Origin of the sequence: Microcoleus sp. B3-A4, from assembly GCF_036705385.1 — a bacterium.
Classification (GTDB): Bacteria; Cyanobacteriota; Cyanobacteriia; order Cyanobacteriales; family Microcoleaceae; genus Microcoleus.
In genome coordinates this window covers 16,461-41,047 of record NZ_JAUBUI010000035.1, presented here as the reverse complement: position 1 = coordinate 41,047, position 24,587 = coordinate 16,461, and the positions used below count along the sequence as shown (strand labels likewise).

The 24,587-nt window shown below is 44.0% G+C and carries 20 protein-coding genes and 2 pseudogenes; 11 read left to right on the top strand and 11 right to left on the bottom strand.

The window, feature by feature from the left end:
- Positions 1-96: 96 nt before the first annotated feature.
- Both mgtE and QUB33_RS15805 read left to right on the top strand, forming a co-directional pair.
- Positions 97-1,497: a magnesium transporter gene (gene mgtE / locus QUB33_RS15810; RefSeq protein WP_333351533.1), complete on the top strand. Its 1,401-nt coding sequence runs from the start codon at positions 97-99 to the stop codon at positions 1,495-1,497.
- A 239-nt stretch (positions 1,498-1,736) separates the two neighbouring features.
- Positions 1,737-2,660 (top strand): hypothetical protein, encoded by a 924-nt coding sequence (locus tag QUB33_RS15805; protein WP_333351532.1) that lies wholly within the window; start codon positions 1,737-1,739, stop codon positions 2,658-2,660.
- A 203-nt stretch (positions 2,661-2,863) separates the two neighbouring features.
- Here the strand turns inward: QUB33_RS15805 and QUB33_RS15800 are convergent, their stop codons facing one another.
- Positions 2,864-3,382, bottom strand: a complete 519-nt coding sequence (locus QUB33_RS15800) for a hypothetical protein (protein ID WP_333351531.1) — start codon at positions 3,380-3,382, stop codon at positions 2,864-2,866.
- Between the two features lie 20 nt (positions 3,383-3,402).
- Positions 3,403-4,485: a ParM/StbA family protein gene (locus tag QUB33_RS15795; RefSeq protein WP_333041971.1), complete on the bottom strand. Its 1,083-nt coding sequence runs from the start codon at positions 4,483-4,485 to the stop codon at positions 3,403-3,405.
- Between the two features lie 322 nt (positions 4,486-4,807).
- Here QUB33_RS15795 and ftsH2 point away from each other — a divergent pair, with 322 nt between their 5' ends.
- The 5 genes from ftsH2 (at position 4,808) to QUB33_RS15770 (ending at position 12,941) form a co-directional block, all read left to right on the top strand.
- The gene (gene ftsH2 / locus QUB33_RS15790; protein WP_333078184.1) at positions 4,808-6,694 is read left to right on the top strand and encodes an ATP-dependent zinc metalloprotease FtsH2; all 1,887 of its coding nucleotides are present in this window, start codon (positions 4,808-4,810) and stop codon (positions 6,692-6,694) included.
- Positions 6,695-6,827: 133 nt separating this feature from the next.
- Positions 6,828-7,229 (top strand): hypothetical protein, encoded by a 402-nt coding sequence (locus tag QUB33_RS15785; protein WP_333351530.1) that lies wholly within the window; start codon positions 6,828-6,830, stop codon positions 7,227-7,229.
- 147 nt (positions 7,230-7,376) lie between these two features.
- Positions 7,377-8,666 (top strand): aminopeptidase P N-terminal domain-containing protein, encoded by a 1,290-nt coding sequence (locus tag QUB33_RS15780; protein ID WP_333351529.1) that lies wholly within the window; start codon positions 7,377-7,379, stop codon positions 8,664-8,666.
- Between the two features lie 111 nt (positions 8,667-8,777).
- A complete protein-coding gene (locus QUB33_RS15775; RefSeq protein WP_333351528.1) occupies positions 8,778-11,705 on the top strand; it encodes a PAS domain S-box protein in 2,928 nt (975 codons plus the stop codon).
- A 6-nt stretch (positions 11,706-11,711) separates the two neighbouring features.
- On the top strand, positions 11,712-12,941 hold the full coding sequence (locus tag QUB33_RS15770; protein WP_333351527.1) for an ATP-binding protein: 1,230 nt from the start codon (positions 11,712-11,714) through the stop codon (positions 12,939-12,941).
- A 15-nt stretch (positions 12,942-12,956) separates the two neighbouring features.
- Here the strand turns inward: QUB33_RS15770 and QUB33_RS15765 are convergent, their stop codons facing one another.
- From QUB33_RS15765 to QUB33_RS15735, 8 genes and pseudogenes are all read right to left on the bottom strand, one after another.
- Positions 12,957-13,538 (bottom strand): HAD family hydrolase, encoded by a 582-nt coding sequence (locus QUB33_RS15765; RefSeq protein WP_333351526.1) that lies wholly within the window; start codon positions 13,536-13,538, stop codon positions 12,957-12,959.
- Between the two features lie 273 nt (positions 13,539-13,811).
- A complete protein-coding gene (locus QUB33_RS15760) occupies positions 13,812-14,405 on the bottom strand; it encodes a hypothetical protein (protein ID WP_333351525.1) in 594 nt (197 codons plus the stop codon).
- Between the two features lie 73 nt (positions 14,406-14,478).
- Positions 14,479-15,558 (bottom strand): annotated as a pseudogene (locus QUB33_RS15755) (ISKra4 family transposase).
- Positions 15,559-15,594: 36 nt separating this feature from the next.
- Entirely contained in the window at positions 15,595-16,176 is a 582-nt protein-coding gene (locus tag QUB33_RS15750) for an ATP-binding protein (protein WP_445299527.1), read from the bottom strand.
- A 72-nt stretch (positions 16,177-16,248) separates the two neighbouring features.
- Positions 16,249-16,365 (bottom strand): annotated as a pseudogene (locus QUB33_RS29680) (WD40 repeat domain-containing protein); the annotation flags it as partial.
- Positions 16,366-16,385: 20 nt separating this feature from the next.
- Complete coding sequence (locus QUB33_RS15745; protein ID WP_333351523.1) at positions 16,386-17,660, bottom strand: RNA-guided endonuclease TnpB family protein; 1,275 nt, start codon at positions 17,658-17,660, stop codon at positions 16,386-16,388.
- A gap of 174 nt (positions 17,661-17,834) precedes the next feature.
- Positions 17,835-19,187: an AAA family ATPase gene (locus QUB33_RS15740; protein ID WP_333351522.1), complete on the bottom strand. Its 1,353-nt coding sequence runs from the start codon at positions 19,185-19,187 to the stop codon at positions 17,835-17,837.
- A gap of 61 nt (positions 19,188-19,248) precedes the next feature.
- The gene (locus QUB33_RS15735) at positions 19,249-20,715 is read right to left on the bottom strand and encodes an ATP-binding protein (RefSeq protein ID WP_333351521.1); all 1,467 of its coding nucleotides are present in this window, start codon (positions 20,713-20,715) and stop codon (positions 19,249-19,251) included.
- A gap of 253 nt (positions 20,716-20,968) precedes the next feature.
- Here QUB33_RS15735 and QUB33_RS15730 point away from each other — a divergent pair, with 253 nt between their 5' ends.
- Complete coding sequence (locus QUB33_RS15730) at positions 20,969-21,331, top strand: TRADD-N-associated membrane domain-containing protein (RefSeq protein WP_333351520.1); 363 nt, start codon at positions 20,969-20,971, stop codon at positions 21,329-21,331.
- Positions 21,332-21,410: 79 nt separating this feature from the next.
- Here the strand turns inward: QUB33_RS15730 and QUB33_RS15725 are convergent, their stop codons facing one another.
- A complete protein-coding gene (locus QUB33_RS15725; protein ID WP_333274889.1) occupies positions 21,411-22,373 on the bottom strand; it encodes a glycosyltransferase family 9 protein in 963 nt (320 codons plus the stop codon).
- A gap of 172 nt (positions 22,374-22,545) precedes the next feature.
- On the opposite strand from QUB33_RS15725, the gene ispD reads away from it, so the two are divergent.
- The 3 genes from ispD (at position 22,546) to QUB33_RS15710 (ending at position 24,487) form a co-directional block, all read left to right on the top strand.
- Positions 22,546-23,238, top strand: coding sequence for a 2-C-methyl-D-erythritol 4-phosphate cytidylyltransferase (ispD, locus tag QUB33_RS15720; protein WP_333351519.1), 693 nt, complete (start codon positions 22,546-22,548; stop codon positions 23,236-23,238).
- Between the two features lie 251 nt (positions 23,239-23,489).
- Positions 23,490-24,152: a Uma2 family endonuclease gene (locus tag QUB33_RS15715; protein WP_333351518.1), complete on the top strand. Its 663-nt coding sequence runs from the start codon at positions 23,490-23,492 to the stop codon at positions 24,150-24,152.
- Between the two features lie 5 nt (positions 24,153-24,157).
- Positions 24,158-24,487, top strand: a complete 330-nt coding sequence (locus QUB33_RS15710) for a hypothetical protein (protein WP_333351517.1) — start codon at positions 24,158-24,160, stop codon at positions 24,485-24,487.
- Positions 24,488-24,587: the final 100 nt, after the last annotated feature.

Here is a 24,587-nt window from a genome sequence, read left to right as displayed (position 1 = left end):
GTCAGGGCAAGTGTGATGACCACTGCAACCAGTGGCGTCAATAGGCTCTAAACTGGATTCAGGAAGGCGCGCAGCACAGGTTTAGGAGGGTCATCAGTGACAACAGAAAAAAATTATCAATCGTCTTCTCTACCCACCTACGCGCGAAAAGAACTGCGGGAATTAGTTCGATCGCAGTTAAGGGCCCTGTTGGAAGAAGGAGACTTTAAAGGAGCAAAAGCGATTTTGCACCCGGTGCAGGAAGCAGACATAGCTGAAGCTATCGAAGGCCTGCCAGAAACCATGCAAGTAATAGCTTTCCGCTTGCTTTCCAAAGACGAAGCGATCGCAGTTTACGAATATCTCGACTCCAGCGTTCAGCAGTCCCTCTGCGAAAAATTCAAACGCCAAGAAGTCATTGATATTGTAGACAAAATGTCCCCGGACGATCGAGCTAAACTCTTTGACGAACTGCCGGCAATATTAGTCCGTCGCCTGTTGGGTGAATTGAGCCCGACGGAACGGGAAGCTACGGCTCAACTTTTGGGTTACGAAGCCAGTACCGCCGGTCGGATCATGACCCCGGAATATATTTCTCTCAAAGAAAGCTTTACCGTCGCCCAAGCTTTAGACCGAATTCGCTCTTTGGCTAGAACTACCGAAACAATTTATTCTCTTTACGTCACCGACGCCGGACGCAGCTTGACGGGCATTTTATCCCTGCGGGATTTAGTCACTGCGCCCCTCGACAAAACTGTCGGCGAAATTATGACCCGCGAGGTAGTTTCTGTTCAAACTGGTACGGATCAAGAAGAAGTAGCTAGACTGATCCAGCGTTACGATTTTTTAGCTGTGCCCGTTGTAGACCGCGAACAGCGGCTGGTCGGCATCATTACAGTGGACGACGCGATCGACATTTTAGAACAAGAAGCAGCCAAAGATATTTATACCTTGGGCGGCGTCCAGTCCGGCGGCGACAATTATTTTCAGACCGATTTAATCACTGTTGCCCGGAAAAGGGTCGTGTGGCTGTTTGTTCTGCTTTTAACTAATACTGTCACCGGCGCAATTATTAGAGCTCAAGAAGATATTTTGAACCAAGTAGTCGCCCTAGCAGCCTTTATTCCCCTGCTGACTGGCACTGGAGGCAATGTCGGAGCTCAGTCCTCAACTGTTGTAATTCGCGGTTTGAACACTGACGAAATTACAGCAATGGGCCCGTTTCAAGTAATTGTTCGCGAGGGGATGGCGGGAGCGCTGCTAGGAGGTATATTGGGGACTGTAGCGACGGGCTGGGCTTACACTCTGCAAGGGAGTTTAGAAGTGGCAGTCGCGGTGGGAGTGAGTTTGTTTGCGATCGCAATTTTAGCTTCTATTGCCGGTTCAGCTCTGCCGTTTCTATTTCGTTCTTTGGGTTTAGACCCCGCTTTAATGTCTGCTCCTTTTATTACCACCGCAGTTGATGTCCTCGGGGTATTGATTTATTTCACTTTAGCTCGACAAATTTTGCGGCTTTAATATATTTAATTAGATGGCTGTGAATAAAAAAATTAATCTGTTTTTTACCACTGCTAAATTCGGAGTCTACGTGCGATTCCATACCGGATATCTGCACTCGCGCGTACTTTATTTTTATCCGCATACTTGCACCAGTTAAAAAAAAGAATGCAATTATAGGCCCGTGCTCCAAACTCCCAGCTTCATCAGTCATTCCAAATCTAAAATCTAAAATCTAAAATCTAAAATGGTATTAGCCTATGTCATCATCCAATTCACCCACCAAAATCCAAAATCCCAAGTCGAGCAATTGGTTAGAAACTGCTGAAGTTGTTTTTATTGCTGCCTCTGCTGTGGGATTAGCTGTTAGTTTGGTTTGGGGGCAGAGCGTTTATGCTCAAGTGCCTGTAGTGATTTCCTTGGTGTTGAATTTTGTGAATCGGCAGAAGCTGCACGGGCAAGTTAAAGCAAGTACGGCCGCAACGTTCGATCGCGTAAATCAACAAGCGGCTACTACCGATCGCGCGATCGAGCAATTGCAACTTGCTGTAAATGCTTTAGACGAAGCTGTTGCTCAAACATCTCGCGAAAATCTCAATGTTGGGGCTGGAGAAAATGTACACTCTCTAATTTCAGCAATTGAGAACCTGCGCCAGCGACTAATAATTTTAGAAAAAACTATTAAAATGATTCAAAGCGAGATTGAAATCACCAGCCGCCAATTCAAACAGCGACCGGAGTTGCAACAAGTCGAAACTTTGACAACAATAATTCTGGACTTGCAGCAGTTTATCAACGAACTGCCGCAGTGGGGGAGCTTGCAGCAGCGGCAGCTAACAGAACTTCAGCAAAAAGTAGACAATGCTTTGGCTGAGCTCTCAGAAGAAATTGCTGTGATTCCCAACCGCGTGCAAGAGGCGCTAGCTAGTCGCGGTGGAGAAATTAACCCACAGTTTGGTTCTGGTTTGAATGGCGATCAAAAGAATGGTTATCGACCTAAAACTCAGAATGAGAAAATTCGCCAGAAATATCCCAGAGCTTATGTCAAGTGGAGCCAGGATGAAGACGAAAATTTGAAGAAAGAATATGCTAGCGGTCAACAAATTGACGAATTAGCTCAGAGATTTCAGCGACAGCCTAGTGCCATTCGTTCGCGATTACACAAGTTAGGATTAATCGAATAAGGGTAATTGGTAATTTGTAATTTGTAACCATAGAAAACAGACAACAGTCAACAGTCAACAGTCAACTGACAACTGACAAATAACAAAGCGATCGCCCTTTTTTTTCAAAAGAGCGATCGCTTTGTTTCTGATTGAGTACCGGCTGCCAAGAGCGGGCCACTAACATTACATCTCAAGGCTTTTTAGCCTTGGTCTACCTCATTTTAGAAATCTTGGGGTAACAAAGAACTTAAACGCTCCAACAAAGGATCGGAATTCCGAGGAGGAGCAACCTCAGCATCAGGCACTACATTATCATCCGCCACAGACTCAGACTCAATCGGGCCAGGCTCTACTACTTTTGAAACTTGGGCAAAAGAAACTTGAGCAAACTTACTGTTAACACTCCCCTGCAATTGATCCAACTGGGCGCTGAGTTGAGTCAGGTGATGTTCCAGTCCCTCCAAACGGCTTAATTCCTCTGCCGAAACATTGTGCTCAAACTCAGCAAATTTGACCACAAGTTCAGCAATACGCTGTTCCAACCGCTGAAAGCTCTGTGTAGAGCTAGCAGACTCAGATACAGACAAAAACTGCCACAAAGCTTGCTTGCAGAGATTGCTGAAAGTCTGATACTTCGTGAAAGCCAACTCTTTTTCAATAGCGGCCAGCAAAGTTTGATCCGCAGCATCTTCCGTAAACGCCACCGAGAAATTCGCCTTATTTTTTGCCCACAGTGCCATAGGGTTCAAGCCTTAATGCGTTACTTTATCGTGGCTAGCTGAGCCTCAGCATAAATAAACTGTCCCAAAGCATTAGCTTTCCGGGAAGGCTGAGCCAAGTGAGCCTTTAGATTGGCGTCTTTAAGCAAAGGTTGCAACACCTCCCAGAAAAACTCGCCGCCCCCGCCAGTCAGAACCACATCCGTCACACGTTCCGGCAGCCACTGCACCAAACGTTCGGACAGTTCGTTAGCGAAAGCCTCCCGCAAATCCTTAATAATCGGATCTAAATTAGTCGGCTTAGTCGCTCCTCTGGGACGGTAAAAACGCTGGCCCTCGGGTTTATTCACCGCTTCCAGTAAAGACAGAGATTGAGGGTCTGCTCCCGGAATCTTTGAGGCAACTTGTTCGTAGAACTTGTTCATTGCGAAGGAATCGCTCTTAGAAGCGGCCCGGGCGAACCGGAAACGATCGACCATTAACAAATCGGTAGTTTGGTGTCCGATATCAACAACAGCCACCGACAGTTCGGGCAACTCCGGCGTAAACTCCTTGTTATCTTGAGCCTCGCACCAAATCAGGCTGCCGAACCCTTCGGGCATCACCCAAACGTGACTGATATTAATATCCACCCGCTCGCCCCGGTACACCACAACGTGGGGAGAGCGCAGTTGGCTGATAATTTCTTCCTTTTCCTTCTCAAACTGATCCTGCGAATAAAACGGCAAACCCAGCACAACTGCTATTTCGCCCTTCATCTGGAAATATCCAGCACAGGAAAAGACCTTAACCAAAGCATCTACTACTTTCGACTGATCTGCGCCGCCTAGATTAGCGCCAAAATCCGCAGCCAGTTGACCGATCGCGTACCCCTTGCCCTGGTACTCCAGCCACATATCCAACAGAGGGTCTGTTGCTTTGGACTCAAAGCTGCCACCCCGCACCTTTTCCACGGGCATAGTAGCCACGTTGGCAGGGATGAAAACAACGCTACTCGGGTTGCGACTCACGCAAGCTTTAGTTGCCGTCCGACCCAAATCTGCACTAATAATCGATTTGTTAGAAGCGACTTTAGTCTGCTGGGTCAGCATAGCCGAATTAGGAACAAGCTGTCTAGTTGTCATTGAAATGTGTTACCTCACTGAGCCTCACCATTATCATGCCTTATCCCTTGACACTGCCACGCTTAAAGACAGTGGGTTTTGCGGCGATTCTTCTAACTCTACCTAGATCGGTATCGAAATCAGCACCAAACATTATATTCGGGACGATCGCCCTTACCCTAACTAACCTAACTTTTTCTGGAGCGATCGTCCTCGAAGCTCTGTTGCCTGAGAGTGCATTGTTAAGTTAAATTTAGTTAAGATTCTGAGTGTAAACTTTTGTCGCACTTCTCCGACACCGCGATCTTACCCGATCTGTCCCAAATTCAAGGCATCCGCATTTATGAAAATTTCTTGGCGAACTATACTACTTTGGACTTTACCCGCCTTAGTCATCGGCTTTTTCTTGTGGCAGGGGGCCTTTGCCCCATCCCCGGCAGAAATGAGCAAGAACACCGCCAGCACCCGCCTGAGCTACGGTCGATTCTTAGATTACTTAAACGCCGGTCGAGTGACCAGCGTTGACCTTTACGACGGAGGTCGGACGGCTATTGTCCTAGCAGTCGATCCCGAACTGGACAATCACGAGCAGCGGTGGCGGGTAGATTTGCCCTCAAATGCCCCGGAACTGGTTTCTAGGCTCAGAGACTCCAAAATCAGCTTCGACACTCACCCACTACGCAACGACGGTGCTGTCTGGGGACTTTTAGGCAATTTAGTATTTCCCCTCTTGTTAGTAGGAGGCCTGTTTTTCCTCTTCCGCCGCGGTGGCAACGTTCCCGGCGGCCCGGGCCAAGCCATGAATTTTGGCAAATCCAAAGCTCGCTTTCAAATGGAAGCTAAAACAGGCGTACTGTTCGACGACGTAGCAGGCGTTGAGGAAGCCAAAGAAGAACTACAAGAAGTAGTGACATTCCTCAAAAAACCCGAACGCTTCACCGCAGTCGGGGCGAAGATTCCCAAAGGCGTGCTGCTAGTGGGCCCTCCCGGAACCGGTAAAACCTTGCTGGCAAAAGCGATCGCAGGCGAAGCCGGCGTGCCTTTCTTCAGCATCTCCGGTTCGGAATTTGTCGAAATGTTCGTCGGTGTTGGCGCTTCCCGCGTTCGGGACTTGTTCAAGAAAGCTAAAGAAAATGCTCCTTGCATTATCTTCATCGATGAAATCGATGCAGTCGGCCGCCAGCGCGGCGCCGGTATCGGTGGCGGTAACGACGAACGGGAACAAACCCTGAACCAGTTGCTGACGGAAATGGACGGTTTTGAGGGCAATACTGGCATTATCATCATTGCTGCCACCAACCGCCCCGACGTGCTCGACTCAGCGTTGCTGCGTCCGGGACGTTTTGACCGCCAAGTTACCGTAGATACGCCGGATATTAAAGGCCGCTTGGAAATTTTGGAAGTTCACGCGCGCAACAAGAAGCTGTCTGCGGAAATTTCTTTGGACGCCATCGCCCGCCGCACTCCTGGTTTTACCGGCGCTGATTTGGCTAACTTGCTCAACGAAGCGGCTATTTTAACCGCCCGCCGCCGCAAAGAAGCGATTACGATGCTCGAAGTTGACGATGCAGTCGATCGCGTGGTAGCAGGTATGGAAGGCACTCCTTTGGTGGACAGCAAGAGCAAGCGCTTGATTGCTTACCACGAAATCGGCCACGCGATCGTCGGTACAATCATTCAAGCCCACGATCCAGTTCAAAAAGTTACCTTAGTTCCTCGCGGACAGGCCCGCGGCTTGACTTGGTTCATGCCCAGCGAAGACCAAGGTTTGATTTCTCGATCGCAAATTTTAGCCCGGATTAGCGGTGCTTTGGGCGGTCGCGCAGCCGAAGAAGTAGTTTTCGGCGATGCCGAAGTAACCACCGGTGCCGGCAACGACTTGCAGCAAGTCAGCGGCATGGCGCGCCAAATGGTGACTCGCTACGGGATGTCTACCTTGGGCCCGATCGCCCTGGAAGCTCAGCAAAGCGAAATTTTCCTCGGCCGCGACTACACAGCGCGATCGGAATATTCCGAAGAAATTGCCTCTCGGATTGACGGACAAGTTCGATCAATTGTCGATCACTGCTACGACGACGCCCGCCGAATTATTCGCGAAAATCGCACGGTGATCGATCGCTTAGTCGATTTGTTGATCGAAAAAGAAACGATCGACGGCGAAGAGTTGCGCCTAATCGTCTCTGAATACACTTTTGTTCCTGAAAAAGAACAATACGTTCCTCAGCTTTAAGACTTGTTTAAAGATTAGGGACACGGCAATGCCGTGTCTTTAAAAAGTAGGGACGTGGCACTATTGCCACGTCCCTACTTTTTTATTAAACTGTCAATAATATTAAACCCCCCCTAGACGCCAATTAACGCAGATGAATACTACATTTGCCCTACATACTAAAAATTCGTCATTTTTTTTAATAGCAGCTTTTATTTTAGTTGGTGTCAATACTTTGAGCGCCCGCGCCGAAAAATCAAGATGTTTTGTAGATATTTGTCTCGACTCCAGCAGCGTTGAATTAAGCAACTCCGATATTCCCGGTGCTCCCTCTTATCCAGTCAGAACTATTTTAGTAACTCAACAGTTTAGTAACGATAAAGTGTTGGCGCAAATGGAAGTTGACTGCAAGCAACGACAGTTGAGAACTGTTAGAGTTAGCGAAGATGGCGAAAATTGGTCTAATTTCGATCCGAGATGGACTTTAGTCGATCGCAACTCATCTTTGTCTGGCCTGGTTGACTATACTTGTAAATTGGCGATCGCAGAACAATAGAATAAATAAGTATACTCAGAAAAAAAACAGATCGCCTATATCTTCAACCCTGGGCTTGCGGGTGAAAGTCGGACAAGCAGCCATTTCAACCGCCGAGTGTTAATATTACACTCACTCTAAAATCTAAAATCTAAAATCTAAAATCGGATGACAAACCCCACCGAATACCGACAAAGACGCGAACAATTAATGGCAAAAATTGGCAGCGGGACGGCGATATTTCGCAGCGCCCCCGCTGCCGTCATGCACAACGATGTAGAATATGCCTACCGACAAGATAGCGACTTTTTCTACTTAACCGGTTTCAACGAAGCTGCGGCGGTAGCAGTGCTCGCGCCGCACCACGAAGAACACAAATTTGTTTTGTTTGTGCAGCCAAAAGACTTGGAAAAAGAAACTTGGCACGGTTATCGCGCCGGAGTAGAAGGCGCTAAGGAATTGTACGGCGCGGATGAAGCTTTCCCCATTGCCGAACTTGCGGAAAAATTGCCGAAATATTTAGAAAAGGCCGATCGCATATACTATCACTTCGGGCGCGATCGTAGTTTCGACCAAACAGTCCTCAATCACTGGCAGCGCTTGATGGCAACCTACCCGAAACGCGGCACAGGCCCCACAGCAATCGAAGATTCCAACATTATTTTACACCCGATGCGGCTGGTGAAAAGCGAAACAGAATTAGCATTAATGCGAAAAGCCGCTAATATCTCAGTTGCAGCCCACAACCGCGCCCAAGAATTCGCCAAACCGGGCAAATACGAATATGAAATTCAAGCTGAAATAGAACATACTTTTGGCTTAAATGGCTGCACTCCCGCTTACCCTTCAATTGTTGCATCAGGTTACAATGCCTGCGTCCTCCACTACATCGAAAACAACCGGCAAATGCAGGAAAACGATTTGTTGCTAATAGATGCCGGTTGTGCTTGCGGGTACTACAACGCCGATATTACTCGCACCTTTCCTGTTAGCGGCAAATTTACAGCCGAACAACAGATAATTTATGACTTAGTTTTGCAATCACAATTGCAAGCAATTAGTCAAGTATATCCCGGAAATCCTTATAGCAAAATTCACGAAACAGCAGTTCGGGTTTTGGTGGAAGGTTTAATGGATTTAAAACTTTTGGTGGGCGACATTGAAGAGATAATTAAAGAAGAGAAATACAAGCCATTTTATATGCACCGCACTGGTCATTGGCTGGGACTGGACGTGCACGATGTCGGCGTTTATCAGTACGGCGAAAACCCGCAAGTTTTGCAGGCAGGACAAGTGCTGACTGTGGAACCGGGGATTTATATTTCTCCTTATATTAAGCCTGTTGAAGGACAGCCGGAGGTTCCTGAAAAATGGCGCGGTATTGGCGTGAGAATTGAAGATGATGTTTTGGTGACACTGGAGGGCCATGAAGTCTTGACGGCGGGAGTTCCTAAATAAAGGAAGAAGGAAGAAGTTAAGAAAAACTTTGGCTAATGCAGTGAAGGCTTGAGCTTTGTTAGTATGGGCTTGAAAAAGCTCAAGTCCGCAACTGCCAAACCTAGAGCAATTATGTGTATTGATCCTACCAAGATCGATCGACCTCTGGAAACCTGCGAAGCATTAGTAGCAGAGCAAAAAGCAAAAATTCGGCAACTTGAAGAGGATTTGCAGCAGCAGAGAGAATTGTGCCAGAAATTAGAAGCACAACTTAAAGCAGTCGAGAATGCAGACTCTTCGGGTTCCGTAACTGAATTTGATAGCACCGAGGACGATCGCATTCGGTTAATCGCATCTCTGGAAAAAAGCCAGGAAATGTACCGAATTCTCATCAAACATTATCCAAATGGCTCGGTGTTATTGTTCGATCGCGATTTGCGCTATACTCTGGTTGACGGTCAAGGTTTGGCAGCAGTTGGTTTGTCTAAAGAACTGTTGGAAGGCAAAACCTTGTGGGAAGTATCCCCACCTGAAGATTGGCAACTTTTTGAGACTAAATATCGTGCGGCTTTGGCGGGAAAAGAGAATACTTTTGAATATAAATACGGAAATCGCGTTTATTTAATAACAGTTGCTCCCGTCGAAAATGACCGGGAAGAAATTTTTGCAGGAATGCTCGTTACTCAAGATATTACCGAAAAAAAACAGGCAGAAATAGCGCTGGAAGAAATCAAAAATCAGCTAGAAATTAAATATCAAAAGCGCACTGAAGACTTGAAAACAGCAAACGATCAATTGCAGGAAGAAATTCTCTCTCGCTGGCGCGCAGAAAAAGCTCTGCGGGAAAGCCAGGAACAGCTAGAACTGTTTTTTTCTCAATCTTTAGAGGGCTTTTTCTTTGTGATGCTGGACGAACCCGTACACTGGGACGATACAGTTGACAAAGAAAAAGTCTTGGATTACGTGTTTGCTAACGGGCGGGTAACGAAGGCGAATGATGCTTTGATAGCTCAATACGGAGGTATTAGGGAACAGTTTATTGGCCGCACGCTTGACTCTTTATTCTCCCACAACTTTACTGGCTGCAGAGAGATAATGAGGCAATTTTTTGATGAAGGCCGAATTCATATCGAAAATGACAATCGCAAGTTTGACGGAAATATAATTTGGGTGGAAGGCGACTATATTTGCATTTACGATTCCCACGGCCGAATCGTCGGATATTTTGGCGTGCAGCGCGATATTAGCGATCGCAAAAAAGCAGAAGCAACGCTCAGAGATAGCGAAGAACGCTTTCGGGCAACCGTCGAACAAGCGGCAGTCGGCATTACCCACCCTGACCAAACAGGCCGCTATTTGCGAGTTAATCAAAAATTCTGCGAGATAGTCGGATATAGTGCGAGCGAACTGCTGTCGCGAACTTGGATGGACGTTACTTACCCAGAAGATATAGATGCAGATTTAAAACAAAATAATAAATTATTTGCCGGGGAAATTGACAGTTTTAAAATGGAAAAACGCTTGCTGCACAAAGACGGCACTGTAGTTTGGGTAAATATTACAGTATCGCTCATCCAAGAACCACTGAGCGGGGCAATTTACAATGTAGTAGTGACCGAAGATATTAGCGATCGCAAAGAAACCGAAGCAGCGCTGAAAGAAAGCGAAGAAAGGTTCCGACAGCTAGCAGAAAACATTGAAAGCGTGTTTTGGATGGTAAACGTTCAACCCCAGGAAATTATTTATATTAGTCCGGGTTACGAAAAGATTTGGGGCAGAAGCTGCGCTGATTTGTATGCTAATGGGCGCTTTTTTGCAGATTCCCTCCATCCAGAAGATCGCGAGCGCGTTATTGCTAATTTAACTAGAAAAATTGAGTTGGAAGACGAGATAGAATATCGAATTGTTAGGCCGGACGGCAAAACCCGCTGGATTCGAGATCGGGCTTTTCCGATTATAAATCCCTCTGGTAAAGTTTACCGCATCGTGGGCATTGCAGTAGATATTACCGCACACAAACAGGCAGAAAAAACCATCCGTGAAAATGAAGAACGCTTCCGCCAGTTAGCAGAAAATATTCAAGATTCCGTCTGGCTAATGTCTGCAGGATTCACCGATTTATTGTATCTGAGTCCAGCTTACGAACAAATCTGGGGGCGCAGTCGCGAAGAACTCTATGCTGATCCCTTAAAAATGATGGAGTGGGTGCATCCAGAAGATAAACTCCTGTTGGAAGAGGCAATGGGGCGAGTGTTGCAGGGCGATTCCACCAATACCGAATATCGGATTTTTTTGCCAGACGGCACAACTCGCTGGGTGTGCGATCGAGCTTTTCCCATTTACGACGAATCGGGCAAAATTTACCGCATCGCGGGTATTGCTGAAGATATAAGCGATCGCAAATTTACCGAGGCCCGCATCCAAGCAGCACTCCGCGAAAAAGAAGTATTGCTCAAAGAAATTCACCACCGAGTCAAAAATAATATGCAGGTAATTTCCAGCCTGCTGCAACTTCAAGCTCAATATATTGAAGACGAAGCGACGCTAACTTTATTTGAAGAAAGCCAGACCCGCATCCATTCGATGGCTCTGATTCACGAGCAACTTTATCAATCCGAAAATCTCGATCAGATCGCTCTGTCCCCCTATGTCGAAAACTTGGTTGCTAATTTGTATCAATCTTTTGGTTGCGGCAATACTTCAATCCGATTTAATCTCAAAGTTGACCCGATTTATTTAAACATAGAAACAGCTATTCCGTGCGGATTAATTATTAACGAACTGGTTTCTAACTCTCTAAAATATGCCTTTGTTTCAAGTTTAGGTGGTGAAATAGCCATTAATTTTCATGAAATAAATTGCCACCAATTTCATTTAACTATTCAAGATAACGGTCGTGGATTTCCGGCGGATTTTGATGTGGAAAATACTGAAACATTAGGATTGCGATTAGTAAGAATGTTGGCTTACCAATTAGAGGCAAGTATTGCCATTGACAGTCAGCGTGGAACCTGCTACACTCTAATTTTCCAAGAGTTAAATTATCGGCAGCGTATTTAACGACAAATGAACCCTATACAAATTTTGGTTGTAGAAGACGAAGTTATTGTAGCTCAAGACATAGCAGGTCGATTAAAAAAACTGGGATATGCAGTAACAGCTACAGTTTCTTCAGGAGAAGAAGCTATTCAAAAAGCAATAGAAACCCCGCCCGATTTAGTGTTGATGGATATCGTGCTTAAAGGTGACATGGACGGGGTAACAGCGGCAGAGAAAATCCGAATTAATAGGAATGTGCCGACAGTATTTTTAACAGCTTATGCCGACGATAAAACGCTGGAAAGAGCGAAACTTACAGACCCATTCGGTTATATTATCAAACCATTTCAACAAAATGATTTGCGCGTGGCGATCGAGATTGCCCTGCACAGACACGAAATCGAAACCAAGATGCGAGAATCTCTCAAAGCCTCGGAAGCAGTCAGAGAGTCGGTGGAAGAAAAATCGCACCGCCAAAACCAGTATATTTCAATGGCCGCTCACGAATTGCGGAACCCGCTCAACGCGATTTTAATTTCTGCGGAACTGCTAAAGCTCGATCGAACTCGCAGCAGTGACGAAGCCCAAGTGAGAACCTTGCGACTGATGCACTCAGCTACCCAAAAGATGAACCAGCTAATCGACGATATGCTGTTCATGGGTCGAGCAGAAGCAGGCCAACTCAAATGCAATCCATTACCGATAAATTTAGTCGAATTTTGTCAAGACTTGCTCGATCAATTGCAGTTAGGAAATGAAGCCAAACACAAACTAACATTAATCCCGTCCGATGTTACCAGTGCAATATTAGATCAACAATTGCTGCACGGCATTATTTCTAACTTAATAGTCAACGCCATCAAGTATTCCCCCAAGGGGGGGCAAGTCACCTTGGAATTGGAATGCCGTCCAAGAAGCGAAGGAGACAAAGAAGCTATTTTCTGCTTGTCTCCTCACTCTTTCTTTTCCAATTCATACTTTACCAATATTAACTCCCCCTTACTAATTCTGCGTATCCGAGACGAAGGTATCGGCATCCCGGAAACCGAAGTAGGGAAAATATTTGAAATGTTTTACCGATGCAAGAATACTGGAAAGATTAAAGGTAACGGTTTGGGATTAACAATTGTTAAAAAAGCTGTGGAATTGCAAGGAGGTGCGATCGCCTGCGAAAGCAAAATGGGCATCGGCACAACGTTTACAGTCGCGCTTCCTTACGTAGCACTTTCCTGTAATACTCCACGAGAAACAACTTAAATGCCACTACAAATACTAATCAAAGTGTTGCAAAATCCACTCCACCGCCGCGGCTAAATTTGCTGCAATAAAATCCGGTTTAGTATGGTGCTGATACTCCCCACTCAACACACTTTCTCCGTAACCAGTCTGGACCAAAATACCAGTACAGCCGGCATTGTGAGCCATATCAACATCAGTGGCTTTATCCCCCACCATAAAACTATTTCGCAAATCTAAATTCTGTTCCCAAGCGGCCGCTACCAACATCCCCGTATTTGGTTTTCGCCACGTTGTATACCGCGTGAATTCTGGGTTGGTTCCGCCTTCGGCTGCGCTTAAATAAGGACAGTAATAAAGAGCATCTAACTTGGCTCCTGCTTCATTTTCTAATAGCTGACAAAGGCGTTTGTGCAAAGCTTCTACGTGGCTAACTGGATAATAACCTCTCGCCGGGCCCGATTGATTGGAAACCAAACAGCAAAATATTTCTTTGTCATTTAAACGGCGTACAGCTTGGGCGACTCCGGGGATTAAATGCAAATCTTCTACTTTGTGAATGTAACCGGCTTCGATATTGAGGACGCCATCTCTGTCAAGAAATACTGCTCGTTTCATTGTTGTATTGTTGCTTGAAAATTGGGTTTAGGGTGAGGATGCGGCAGTGTTCGTTGGTGTTAACTTAAGCCTAAAAACCTTTGTATCTATCGTTTATAGTCGAGTCTAGATCCCCCTAAATCCCCCTTAAGAAGGGGGACTTTGAGTGTTCCCGTCCTCCTCTTTTTCCGCTTGGGACTTTGACTACTCTTGTCCCCCCCTTATTAAGGGGGGATCGGGAAGACTGGACAAGGAAGACTATAGGCTGGCACAGCGAAAATTTAGGTACGAGCGTCATTCTAAAATAGAATGTTTTCCTAGCCATTCGCGGAAACTATTATGATACAAACTATAGCAAATTTCTCCTCCAATTTCTTGTTTATTTAAGAACTCGATCCAATTGTCTAACACTTTTTCAACATCGTATTCATCCCGATCAATTATATTGGATATCGCACTTACAGACAAACCTGTTGTTGATTGTACCAAAACATTCAGCACAGACAAGTCGATCGCCGATAAGCCATCACCTGTCATCCGCAGCCAGTGGTTTTGATAATACGCTGCTAAACCGGGAGGAAGTTCAGAGGGAAGTGAGGACTCTCCCAGATTAGCATCGGGGTGTGAATTCTCGGCGATCGCCCTTAACATTTGACTCAGATACATGAAATTGTTTTCGCTGACAGTGGCGAGTTGTTGGCCGAATTCGGGTTGAGTTAAATCCGGTGCGGTTGATAGGTATTGCTGAATGTAGTTCAGGGCATCCTCCCGATTTTGGGCGGGATAATCTCTTAAATCGAGAGTTTGAGAGGGCGTTTCAATTAACAAACCGGATTTCTCTCTCAAAAACGGGCGGCGGGCGAGGATAAAATAAGTACGATCGCCCAAATATCTCGGCAGATAAAACAGATTTGTGCGGGAGCATAACAGTTATGCGCTCAGTATAAATACTGATGATAATTTAAGCTGCGGCTTTGAGATTGACACCAATCATTCCATTTAAGTAAGCTACTCGATGAGCCAAGACTTGCGGGACATTTTGCTCATTCCATTGTGCGCCAGAAATTTTGATACGACGACCAATTTGTTTGATTGCTGATTCCACAGCACCCGAGCCAATCGAACAAATCTTATTTGACTGATAATAGTGGTAATTAACGATGCGTGTTCGGTGTTTGTTGAGATATACGCAGAAATTATGTGCGGCTTTTTTTGTCAGATTTGCAAAAAGTTGTTTCGCTTTTTCTACCTGTCCCATCCATAAATAAGCTTTGGCTTCATTGATTCTTCGTTGTGAACCGCCAACCTTATTCAGATTTTCAATCAGATGATACCAGTCAAGGATTTCTCGGCGTTGTCGATTTGGGGCAACTAAAGCGATAATATTCCAAATTCCATCATGTCCATCTCAAGCGACAGGTTACAATTGACGCGATGGGTTGACTGTTGACCCAATTAATCAGCCCAATGTTATCTTGATAAACCGCGATTAATCCCCTGTTAGTGTGCATTGCTTTATAGTCTTTGTAGATACATTCTAGTCCCTGTGCAGTTCTTAATCTAACTTTTCCTCCATCTACACATAATTCTTCAATTAGTTCTGTGACTATCGGCAACTGAAACTCTTGCCGATGGACTAATCTCTGTTGTGACATGGCATTGGTTTGGACACCGGTGATGTATTCTAAATCTACTGCCGTTTGCTCGTATGACATATTGGCACTTAATCTCAGACAACATTGTTCCAAATGTGGACTAATTCTTGTGCAGGGCTTAACTCCGAGTATTTTAGCTTGTTTTTCACTGATTTTTAGTATCCCTAATGTACTGGTAAGTTTTCTGGTTCTGCCAGAAGTTGTTCCTGTTGATTGCTTAAAAAAAAAGCGGCAATTTCGGGACTAACATACTGCTGAAGCTGTGTCTGAATAGTTTTTTCTATACTTTCCAGCGTCAACTGTTGTTCAGATTCAGCTTCTGTATATAAAATCTCAGCAATTGCTCTGGTGTATTCTTGGAGCTTTCTTTGTTTCTCTGGATTCATAATTTTGCGAGAGTGGTAAACATATTTAATTATGGACTAATGAGGGGTAAGGTATTCCTGAGTATTTGTACTTATGGCATAAGTGTTATGCTCCCGATTTGTGCTGGGGGGCTGACTGGTGCGGGCGATCGCGTCTACAGAATCAATGACTATTATCAACTTTTGGCGATCGTTTAATTTATCGCTAATTTGCTGAAGCAACAAAGACAGAAACCAACTCCCATCATCGGATTCGAGATTTTGAAGTTGAGATCGGAGATTGAGGATTTCGGATGTTTCCCCATTGGCGGCAAGGTATTTGTCAATCAGTTGAGTGCAGACTGAAGCGAGAAAATCTTCAGCTCGATTTTTGCCCTCAACTGCAGCGTTGTAATAGATACTGCGAGGATGGGCCCTGACATATTGGGCGAGGATGGAACTTTTGCCGCAGCCGGGAGTGCCGACAATTGTGAAATAACCGCGGCTGTGGGAGTCCAGAAAGTCGGAAATGGCAGAAAAAACAAACTTGCGCCCTGCAAAATTCTCGTTTTTTTCTCGCAGGAGTTGCTGAAATTCTTTTGGGTAAGAATCGGTAGAGATGGGAGTTGACAGAGGTGAGGAATTCGTTAGTTCCTCCATCTCTTCTAGCCGCAGGAAATATACGCGGCCGGATGCGTCGCCTGCGACAATTGTGACTCCATCGGGTGCAATAATAGCGCAAGAGGCGATCGAGCTTTCACCCGTGAAACTGGCAATCACATTTCCACTCAACAAATCCCAGACTTTGAGGGTATTGTCATCTGAACCAGAAATCGCCCGCTTGCCATCCGCAGTGACGGCGACTGCTTTTACCGACTTGCTGTGACCTTTGAGAGTGAACTACCTACACGCCCGCTGACGCTACAGTGTAGGCTTCCCAATTCATCAGGGATTGCCTCGACTATCAGAGATTTTTTACCTCCTGATAGTTTTGGTCTTACATCCCCTCCAAGGGCAGTAGCGCTAGTTCCTAACGCCAATAATCGCAAACCTTCATTTCTGATATTTATTGCCGCATTAATATCGCGGTCATGTTGTTTTAAGCAGTGGGGACAATCTACAAACCTGACACCCAAAGAATCACATCCTTTTTGTAATGCGGGTATCGGCAACAAAGTTTCACTACATAATTGAGAAGAAGGAAAAAAACGTCCTATTTCTTGATATGTATGTCCGAATTGCTCGGCTTTATATTTAAGCATTGTCAGGAACATTCCCCAACCTTGGTCACTAATAACTTTAGCAAGCTTGTGATTCTTGACCAGGTTTTTTACTGCTAAATCTTCTACACAAATCACTTGGTTTTCGTAGGCTATCTTGCGAGATAGCTTATGTAGAAAATCCTGTCTCACTCTAGCAATCTTACTAGATACGTTGGCCACTAAACCTTTAGCTTTTTGACGCTTTTGTGAAGCTTTATTTTTCTTTCTTGCTAATTTCTGTTGCTTGCGTTTTCGGTTTTTTTCTAGTTTTGCTAACTGTTTTTTAGGCAAGTCATATTTTGACCCATCTGAAGTTATGGCAAAGTTTTTTAAGCCAAGATCAATACCAATTGCTTCTACGATCGCAGTTACAGGTCTATCTTCTTGGTTGAAAAGAATGGAGGCATAGTATTTGCCCTCGGTATTTTTAGACACCGAAACAGTCGTGAATTTTACGAATGGTAGGTCTCTATGAAATACGGCTTTGACGATACCCAAACTGCCAGGAAATTTAATAGTAGAATTCTCTACCATCAATTTCACATTTTGAGGATATTGAATTGATTGCTTACCATACTTGGATTTGAAAGTTGGATATTTTGCCCGGAATTCAAAGAAATTGACGAAGGCCCTAGACAAATTAAATGTTACCCGTTGTAGAACTTGGCTATAAGCCAGCCCTAACCACTCGTATTCTTTTTTCAATCCAGGTAGAAGTTTGTCCATTGCAGCCTTAGATAGACCTTTCCCTGTTTCTTTATAGGTAGTAGTTGTGGCATTAAGCATATAATTCCACAACCATCTAGTATTACCAAAACATTGAGCTAGATAGGATTCTTGCTCCGCCGTGGGATAGATTCTAACTTTGATTGCTCTGTACATGGCTTCGAGCTTACCGTGTTTCTGTGTTTATGGTAGCTGACTTTAATCAAGGTTGTGTTAGGCTTTAACATAAATTAATGTGGATTCGCGATCGCGATCGTCCGAAAGCTGTCCAGATAAATAAGTTGCTCGGAAGTTTTTTATGTCGCCAACTTGTCCGCAAATTTTCCCATTTTATGTCATTGCCTGTTCTAAATAGTCAGCAATCCGTTGATTTATTTCCTTAAAAATCTTTCGCTTTGAATCCATCTTCTGTTTGGATTTCAGAAACTCAAGAAAACTACCATGATAAATACTGTAGCAGATTTGTCCGTCTACATTCTGCTTTCTCAAATACTCAACAAATTCATCTTCTAAAACCTGTTTCACATCGCATTCATCCACCTCGGCAATTCCAGCAATCATCTCGCAGGTGATCGGAGTACCAAACTCTAGTAAAATATACAAGATAATCTCCATCAATTGCCCTGGCTTAGCTTCCATTCCCATCCGCACCCAGTGGTTTTGATAATACTCTTGCAGCCCGTCTGGCAATTGCTTTAAACTTAAGTCATTGTAATCGCCCTTAGCAATTGCTGGCAAAACATAGCGCAAATACATAAAATTATTTTCGCTTTTGTCTGCCATTTGCTCGACAAAAGTTGTATCGGGAATGCTGCGGGTTTGAATCCAGTTTCTCAGTCCATTGTTATCGTCAGAATCGGTATTAAGAGCAAAGCGAATATATTCTTTGATATCGCCTTCTCTTAAATATAAGTCTTTTACAGGAACTCCAGGAGATACAGACAACCGCTTATGGCTGAGGTTATAGGGTCGCCTCGTTAGCAAGAAATAAACCCGATTTGGCAGAGTTGTGGGTAAGTGTAAAAGATTTTGTCCTGCTTCTTGTTCAACTTCATCGAGTGCATCAATCGCAATTACCAAACGTTCGCCAGTAGTGAGTTTGTCCACCACGTTTACCAGTAAAGTTGGTAAATCTGCATCTGCTAAATTTTGCAATTGATAGCGGTCAATTAATTGCTGACGAATGCTCTTCAAAAACAATTCTGGTCTGTTACGACCTTCGACAAGAATATTAAAGTAGCAGGGAGATTGATGTTCAGAGACGTACTTGGCAACGATCGAAGTTTTGCCCATTCCCGCATCGCCGATGATTGTAAAATAACCGCAAGGATTTTCATTGATAAATTGCTGAAAAGCATCAAAAACAAATTGGCGGCCGCAAAAGGATTGATTTTTTTCTGCTATAAGTGATTCAAACTCTGGCGGCAGCGAATTTTTGGCATACCAATCTTTGGGGTCAACAATATCTGTTGGTTCTATTCCTAAAACTTCCGCTATTTTGGTAACTTGCCATCTGTTTACGCCATTAATATTTTGTTTTGTGCCGAGTAATCTTTTAATTGTGTCAGGGGAAACATGAGCTTGAATCGCTAGTTTTTCTATGGTAAAATCAGCTTTTTGGTATGATTCTCTGAGCTTTATTTTTCCAGTTTGACTGGATTGAACTTTATCGGATTGGTGCATAGGATTTTTTTAGGTATGGTTGTTAGCTTTTTTAAGTTTAATCAAATACTTTAGTTTTGCTTTAAGGTGATCTTAGATACTCCTTTATTCTCTGGTTTATTGTTTGAAAGATAGGTCGGTTTGATTCCATTGTATTTTGAGATTGTATAAATTCAATGAAATTACTATGGTAGATAGTATAATAGTTTTTACCGAATTTTGTTTCTTGTCTCAAATACTTAAGCCAATCACGCAAAACATCTTCAATATCACATTTCTCTTCACCAGCAATTACATCGAGTTGATCAATAGGAATCTGACAGCCCTTCTTATAAACTAATATATATAACAGAACTTGCCTTCTTAATTTATGTTCATGTTCCTGTATTTCCATACCCTCCCAATGGGTTTGATAATACCTACTCAGTGCAGGCGTTAACTTATTGAAAATTGGCTCCTGATAAAAATCATCCAGAATATCTTGTATTAAATAGTTGAGACATCTAAAGTTGTTTTCACTTTTTTTAGCTATCCTTTCAATAATTGTTTCTCTGCTGATATTGTGATTCTTCATCCAATGATTGATTTTGCTATTCAATTGATTCTGTTGAGCATTAGGATATGACAGGTAATCAGTCATATCTTTATAGTGAAGTTCAATATGACGTTGATCAGTCAAATTAAATTGATATACTGGAGTACCTAAGTCGGTATTTAAATAATCTTTATTAAGATTATAATAATCTGTCTTAAGATTAGAAGGTTGTCTTGTTAGGAAAAAATAAACTCCATCAGGTAAAGTTTTAGGTAAATATAAAATATTTCTTCCCCCTACTTTGCCTTGGTCAACTTCATCAAGATCGTCAACAACAATGACTAATCGTCCACTAAATTTCGTGTTGTTTGTAATTTTAGACAACAAGGCAGGTAGATTATCTTCTTCTGAGTTATCCAAATCATAACGGTCAATAAGTTGTCGGCGAATACAGTTTAAAAATTGCTCTGGTTTATTTTGATAATCCCTGGTAAAAAAGTAAGAAATTACCTCTGGATGATCATAAACATACTTGGCAACAAGAGAGGTTTTGCCCATTCCTGCATACCCGACTAAGACAAAGTAACCTTTTTCATTGGTGCTGATAAATTGCTCAAAAGCTTCAAAAACAAATCGGCGGCCACAAAAAGTCTTATTGTTGTTTTTTATTAACGATATAAATTCTTCTGGATAGGGAGATGAGTTAGAAGGTTGAGGAGTAACTACTGGTTGGGATATTTGACTATAGTTCTCTCTTAATTTTTTATACAAAAGCCTCAACTTACCTGCGCCTTTTTGTTTACCAAGTTCAGGAAAGGTTCTTTCAAATCCCTTGTAAACCTCTCCCATCCGTTGTTTTACAGTAGGTACTGATATATTGAATTTATCGGCAATTTTTTGCTGACTTGTGTGTGCATCTGTAGAAGAGCATAATGTTTCTAATAATGTTTCCATTTGTTCCTTAGATAACCCATGTCTCCAAGATTCACCTTCAATAAATTCCTTCCAATCCATCTAAGTTAACCCAAGTTTTAAGTTTTAATTGTAAATTAAGTAAACAAATCTGTCAATCAAATTATCAAATTCAAACCTTCTACCAAATCTGGGAATGCTTTTTCTACTTTGATTAGACCTTGACTATACTTTGATTAAACCGACCTCTCATATACCTAATTATATACCTGTGATAAACCGCAGTAAATGAAATTGATGTCATGATTTTGTCAGGACACAAAACAATTATTGATAAACCAAAGAGGTCTGTTAAATGAAATCTAACTTATCCAGCAAATCGCACCCTGATGAAGATTATAGCGACATTGCAGAAGAAATACTGGAAGAATTGCTGCGACAAGTTCGCCAAAGCTACAATGTCGCCCTTACCGTCATCGGTACATCGGCAATTCTTGCTTTCGTAGGTGTGGGACTTGTTTATTCTAATAAAGTTCAGGAAGGTGCTATCACTACTACCGCGGGAGGAGTAACAACTGTTGCCGCCACTCGGTTTGCCAACCAAAAGAAGAAGGAATTACAGCAGATGATGGAGCTTGTGGAAAAACGAAGAACGAAAGAGGAATTACGGAAAATGATTCCTCGTCCCCAGGCTCTGCCTCCTGTGAAGCCCCCATAAGCGAGGCAGAGCCTCTAGATATGGGTTCCCAGGGAGAGCCTGGGAACCAGCTAAAAGTCCTTACTGCGAACTTTTGTTCTTAGCCGCCCCAAACCTTCTTCAAAACATCTTGAGGAGAGATGTCTGCCATTTTGCCAGTAGGAGATTTAATGCCCAAAAATCGATCGCTCTTTGGCAACAATTTCGCCGGTTCAGTCGGGCCGAACAAAGCTATAGTATAAGTTTGAACCGCCACAGCTAAGTGCATCGGCGCACTGTCAGTACATATCATCAAATTAGCAGCAGCAATAGTCGCCGCCAACTTGCCAACATCATCCGGCGAGATAACTTTTACATTGGGACATAACTCGACTAACTTTGTCACGAACTCTGCATCTTCGGGGCCTTTCACAACAACAACGGGCAAATTCGGCTGCCGCTGCTGACAGTCTTCGATGATTTGCTTCCAGTTGTCTGTAGGGTAAATTTTGTCAATACCTTTAGACACAGCTAATTGACTCGAACCGCCGTGAATCAAAATGTAACCGCTTTCTTTTACGCCCAACCGCTGTTGTTCGGCTTCCGCCCACTGAATGTCCTGTTTTGGTACATTAATTGCGATCGCCGGACAAGGATTTGTAATGTTAAATCCTTGCAGCAAATCGTGGTACATTGAAGCGGCGTACTGTTCAGTTTTCAGCGGTACAGCAGCAGTGAGAAATCGAGCACCGTTGGTTCCCGAATAGCCAACTCTCTGCGGAATCCCGGTCAGCCACAGCAGCAGCCCTACAGTCCACCGCTGGCCGAGGGAAATCACTGCTTCGTATTCGCGATCGCGAATTACGCCCAGTAAATTGCCCAAATCTGCCATAGCGTTGCGGTCTTTGAAATTGTACGTCAAGACTTCTTTGACGGATTTGCAGACTCGGTAAGCACCCTTTGCCCTCGGTTCGACAATGACATCAATTTGCGCGTCGGGATAAGACTGCTTGAGGTCATCAAGAGTGGGGAAAAATAAAATTTGGTCGCCAATCCCGCCAGGGACAAGTGCTAGTATTCGCATCATAAACGATCGGGCTATTATTGATCGAGGTAGCTCTCAGAGATCGGCTCTCAACTATCAGCTTATAGTATTTCTAGACCTTAAAAGCTACTGGCTGACAGCTAAACAACTGACTCAAAAGTACAGGACGCTCTTATTATATATATCTAGTTGGGTTAAAAACGGTTAGTAAATGCACTTATTAATTCCTGCAGCAGGTTCGGGGCGACGGATGGGGAGTCAGCGGAACAAACTGCTGCTGACTTTGCTGAGAAAACCTTTGCTGAGTTGGACTTTGGCTGCTGCTGAAGCTTCGCAGCACATTAGCTGGATTGGCATCATGGGCCAGCCAGACGATTTTCCTGATTTTAAGGCAATTCTGAGCGATTTATCTTTGGTTAAGCCCGTGGAACTCATTCAAGGAGGCGCCACCCGCCAAGAGTCAGTTTACAACGGTTTGCAGGCTTTGCCACCCAATGCCGATCGAGTGTTGATTCACGACGGCGCCAGGTGTTTGGCAACTGCTGAATTGTTCGATCGATCCGCCGAGGCCCTCTTGAGCTGTCCGGGCTTGATTGTCGCCGTCCCGGTCAAGGATACGATTAAGGTCGTAGATGAGCGTCGGATCGTGCGAGACACCCCAGACAGAAGCAATTTGTGGGCAGCCCAGACTCCCCAAGGATTTGAAGTTAAATTGTTAAAGCAGTGTCACGAAGAAGGGCGAGAGAAAGGTTGGGAAGTTACCGACGATGCGGCTTTGTTTGAAAAATGCGGTTTACCAGTGCGAATTGTGGAGGGAGAAGAGACGAATTTGAAAGTCACAACCCCCGTAGATTTAGCACTAGCTGAATTTATTTTGCGGCAGAGAACCGATCAGAGTAAATAGAAGTTGTTGACTATTTTTAAGAACGGGCATCTTGCCCGTTCCACAATCCATAATTTTATTAATTGTGGAAGAGGCATCTTGCCTGTTCCTTTGCACGGGTTCTGGGGCCTATTCCACAATCAATAATTGGTTAGTTGTGAAACAGGCATCTTGCCTGTTCGTTCCACAATCAATAATTGGTTAGTTGTGGAACAGGCAATATGCCTGTTCCTTATGTTATCTTAGAAATCTCATAGCTGGAAGTAAAAAATATGATTTCTCTTGCGCCGATCGCACCACCGTTACCCATAGGCGAACAGCGAGTGGTGTTTAGAAATATTACTTGGCAGGGTTATCAACAACTGCTACAGATTTTGGGCGATAAACGAGCAGCTACATTGATATTCGACCGAGGGATTTTAGAAATTACCATGCCTTTAGAAGAACACGAATTTTCAGCACGCTTAATCGAACTTTTGATTCGGATTTTGGTAGTAGAGCTAGGTTTAAAAATCAAAACAATGGGTTCGACAACCTTAGAGCGATCGGACTTAGAGCGCGGTGCAGAACCAGACAATGCCTATTACATCCAAAATCAGCCCCTCGTAGTCGGTCGTACAGTAGATTTAGCCACTGATCCGCCACCCGATTTAGTAGTAGAAATAGATATCACCCATACTGATATTAACAAGCCTGCTCTCTATGCCAGTATGGGAGTACCGGAATTTTGGCGTTACAATGGTAGAGAATGGCGAATTTATAAGCTAGAGAACGATGAGTATTCGGAAGTATCGGTCAGCCCCACTTTTACGATACTTCCCAAGTCCAAGCTATACGAATTTTTGGCAGCAGCGCAGCTAGATGAGGTAGAAGCCGAGGTGAATTTCCGCAACTGGGTGAGAGAGATGACGAATATTAATACAAGTGGAGGATGAAAGGAATGCAATATAGCGGTAAATGGCGGATCACAGAGATGGGAATGTGGGATAGTGATTACTTGGACATGGAGGTTGAAGCGTATATCGAGATTGATCAAACAGGTTCAGGAGAATTTCAATTCGGTTTAGTCTCAGGTGAAATTGACGGCGAAGTCGTAAAAGATGGAAAGGATCAGCGATTTGAGTTTACATGGGACGGTAATGATGAGAACGATCCTGCATTTGGTAGCGGTTGGCTCAAATTAAAGGATAAAAATTCGGTAGACGGTCGAATCAAATTCCACCAAGGCGATAGTTCTAGTCTTGTGGCTAAGCGCATTAGCAGTAAATAAGCGATCGCACTATTGGTTATGCGATTTTTTTCAACAGCAGATAAACGCAGATACAATCCCATCCGCGTTCATCTGCTGATATCTGCGGTAACAAAATCCA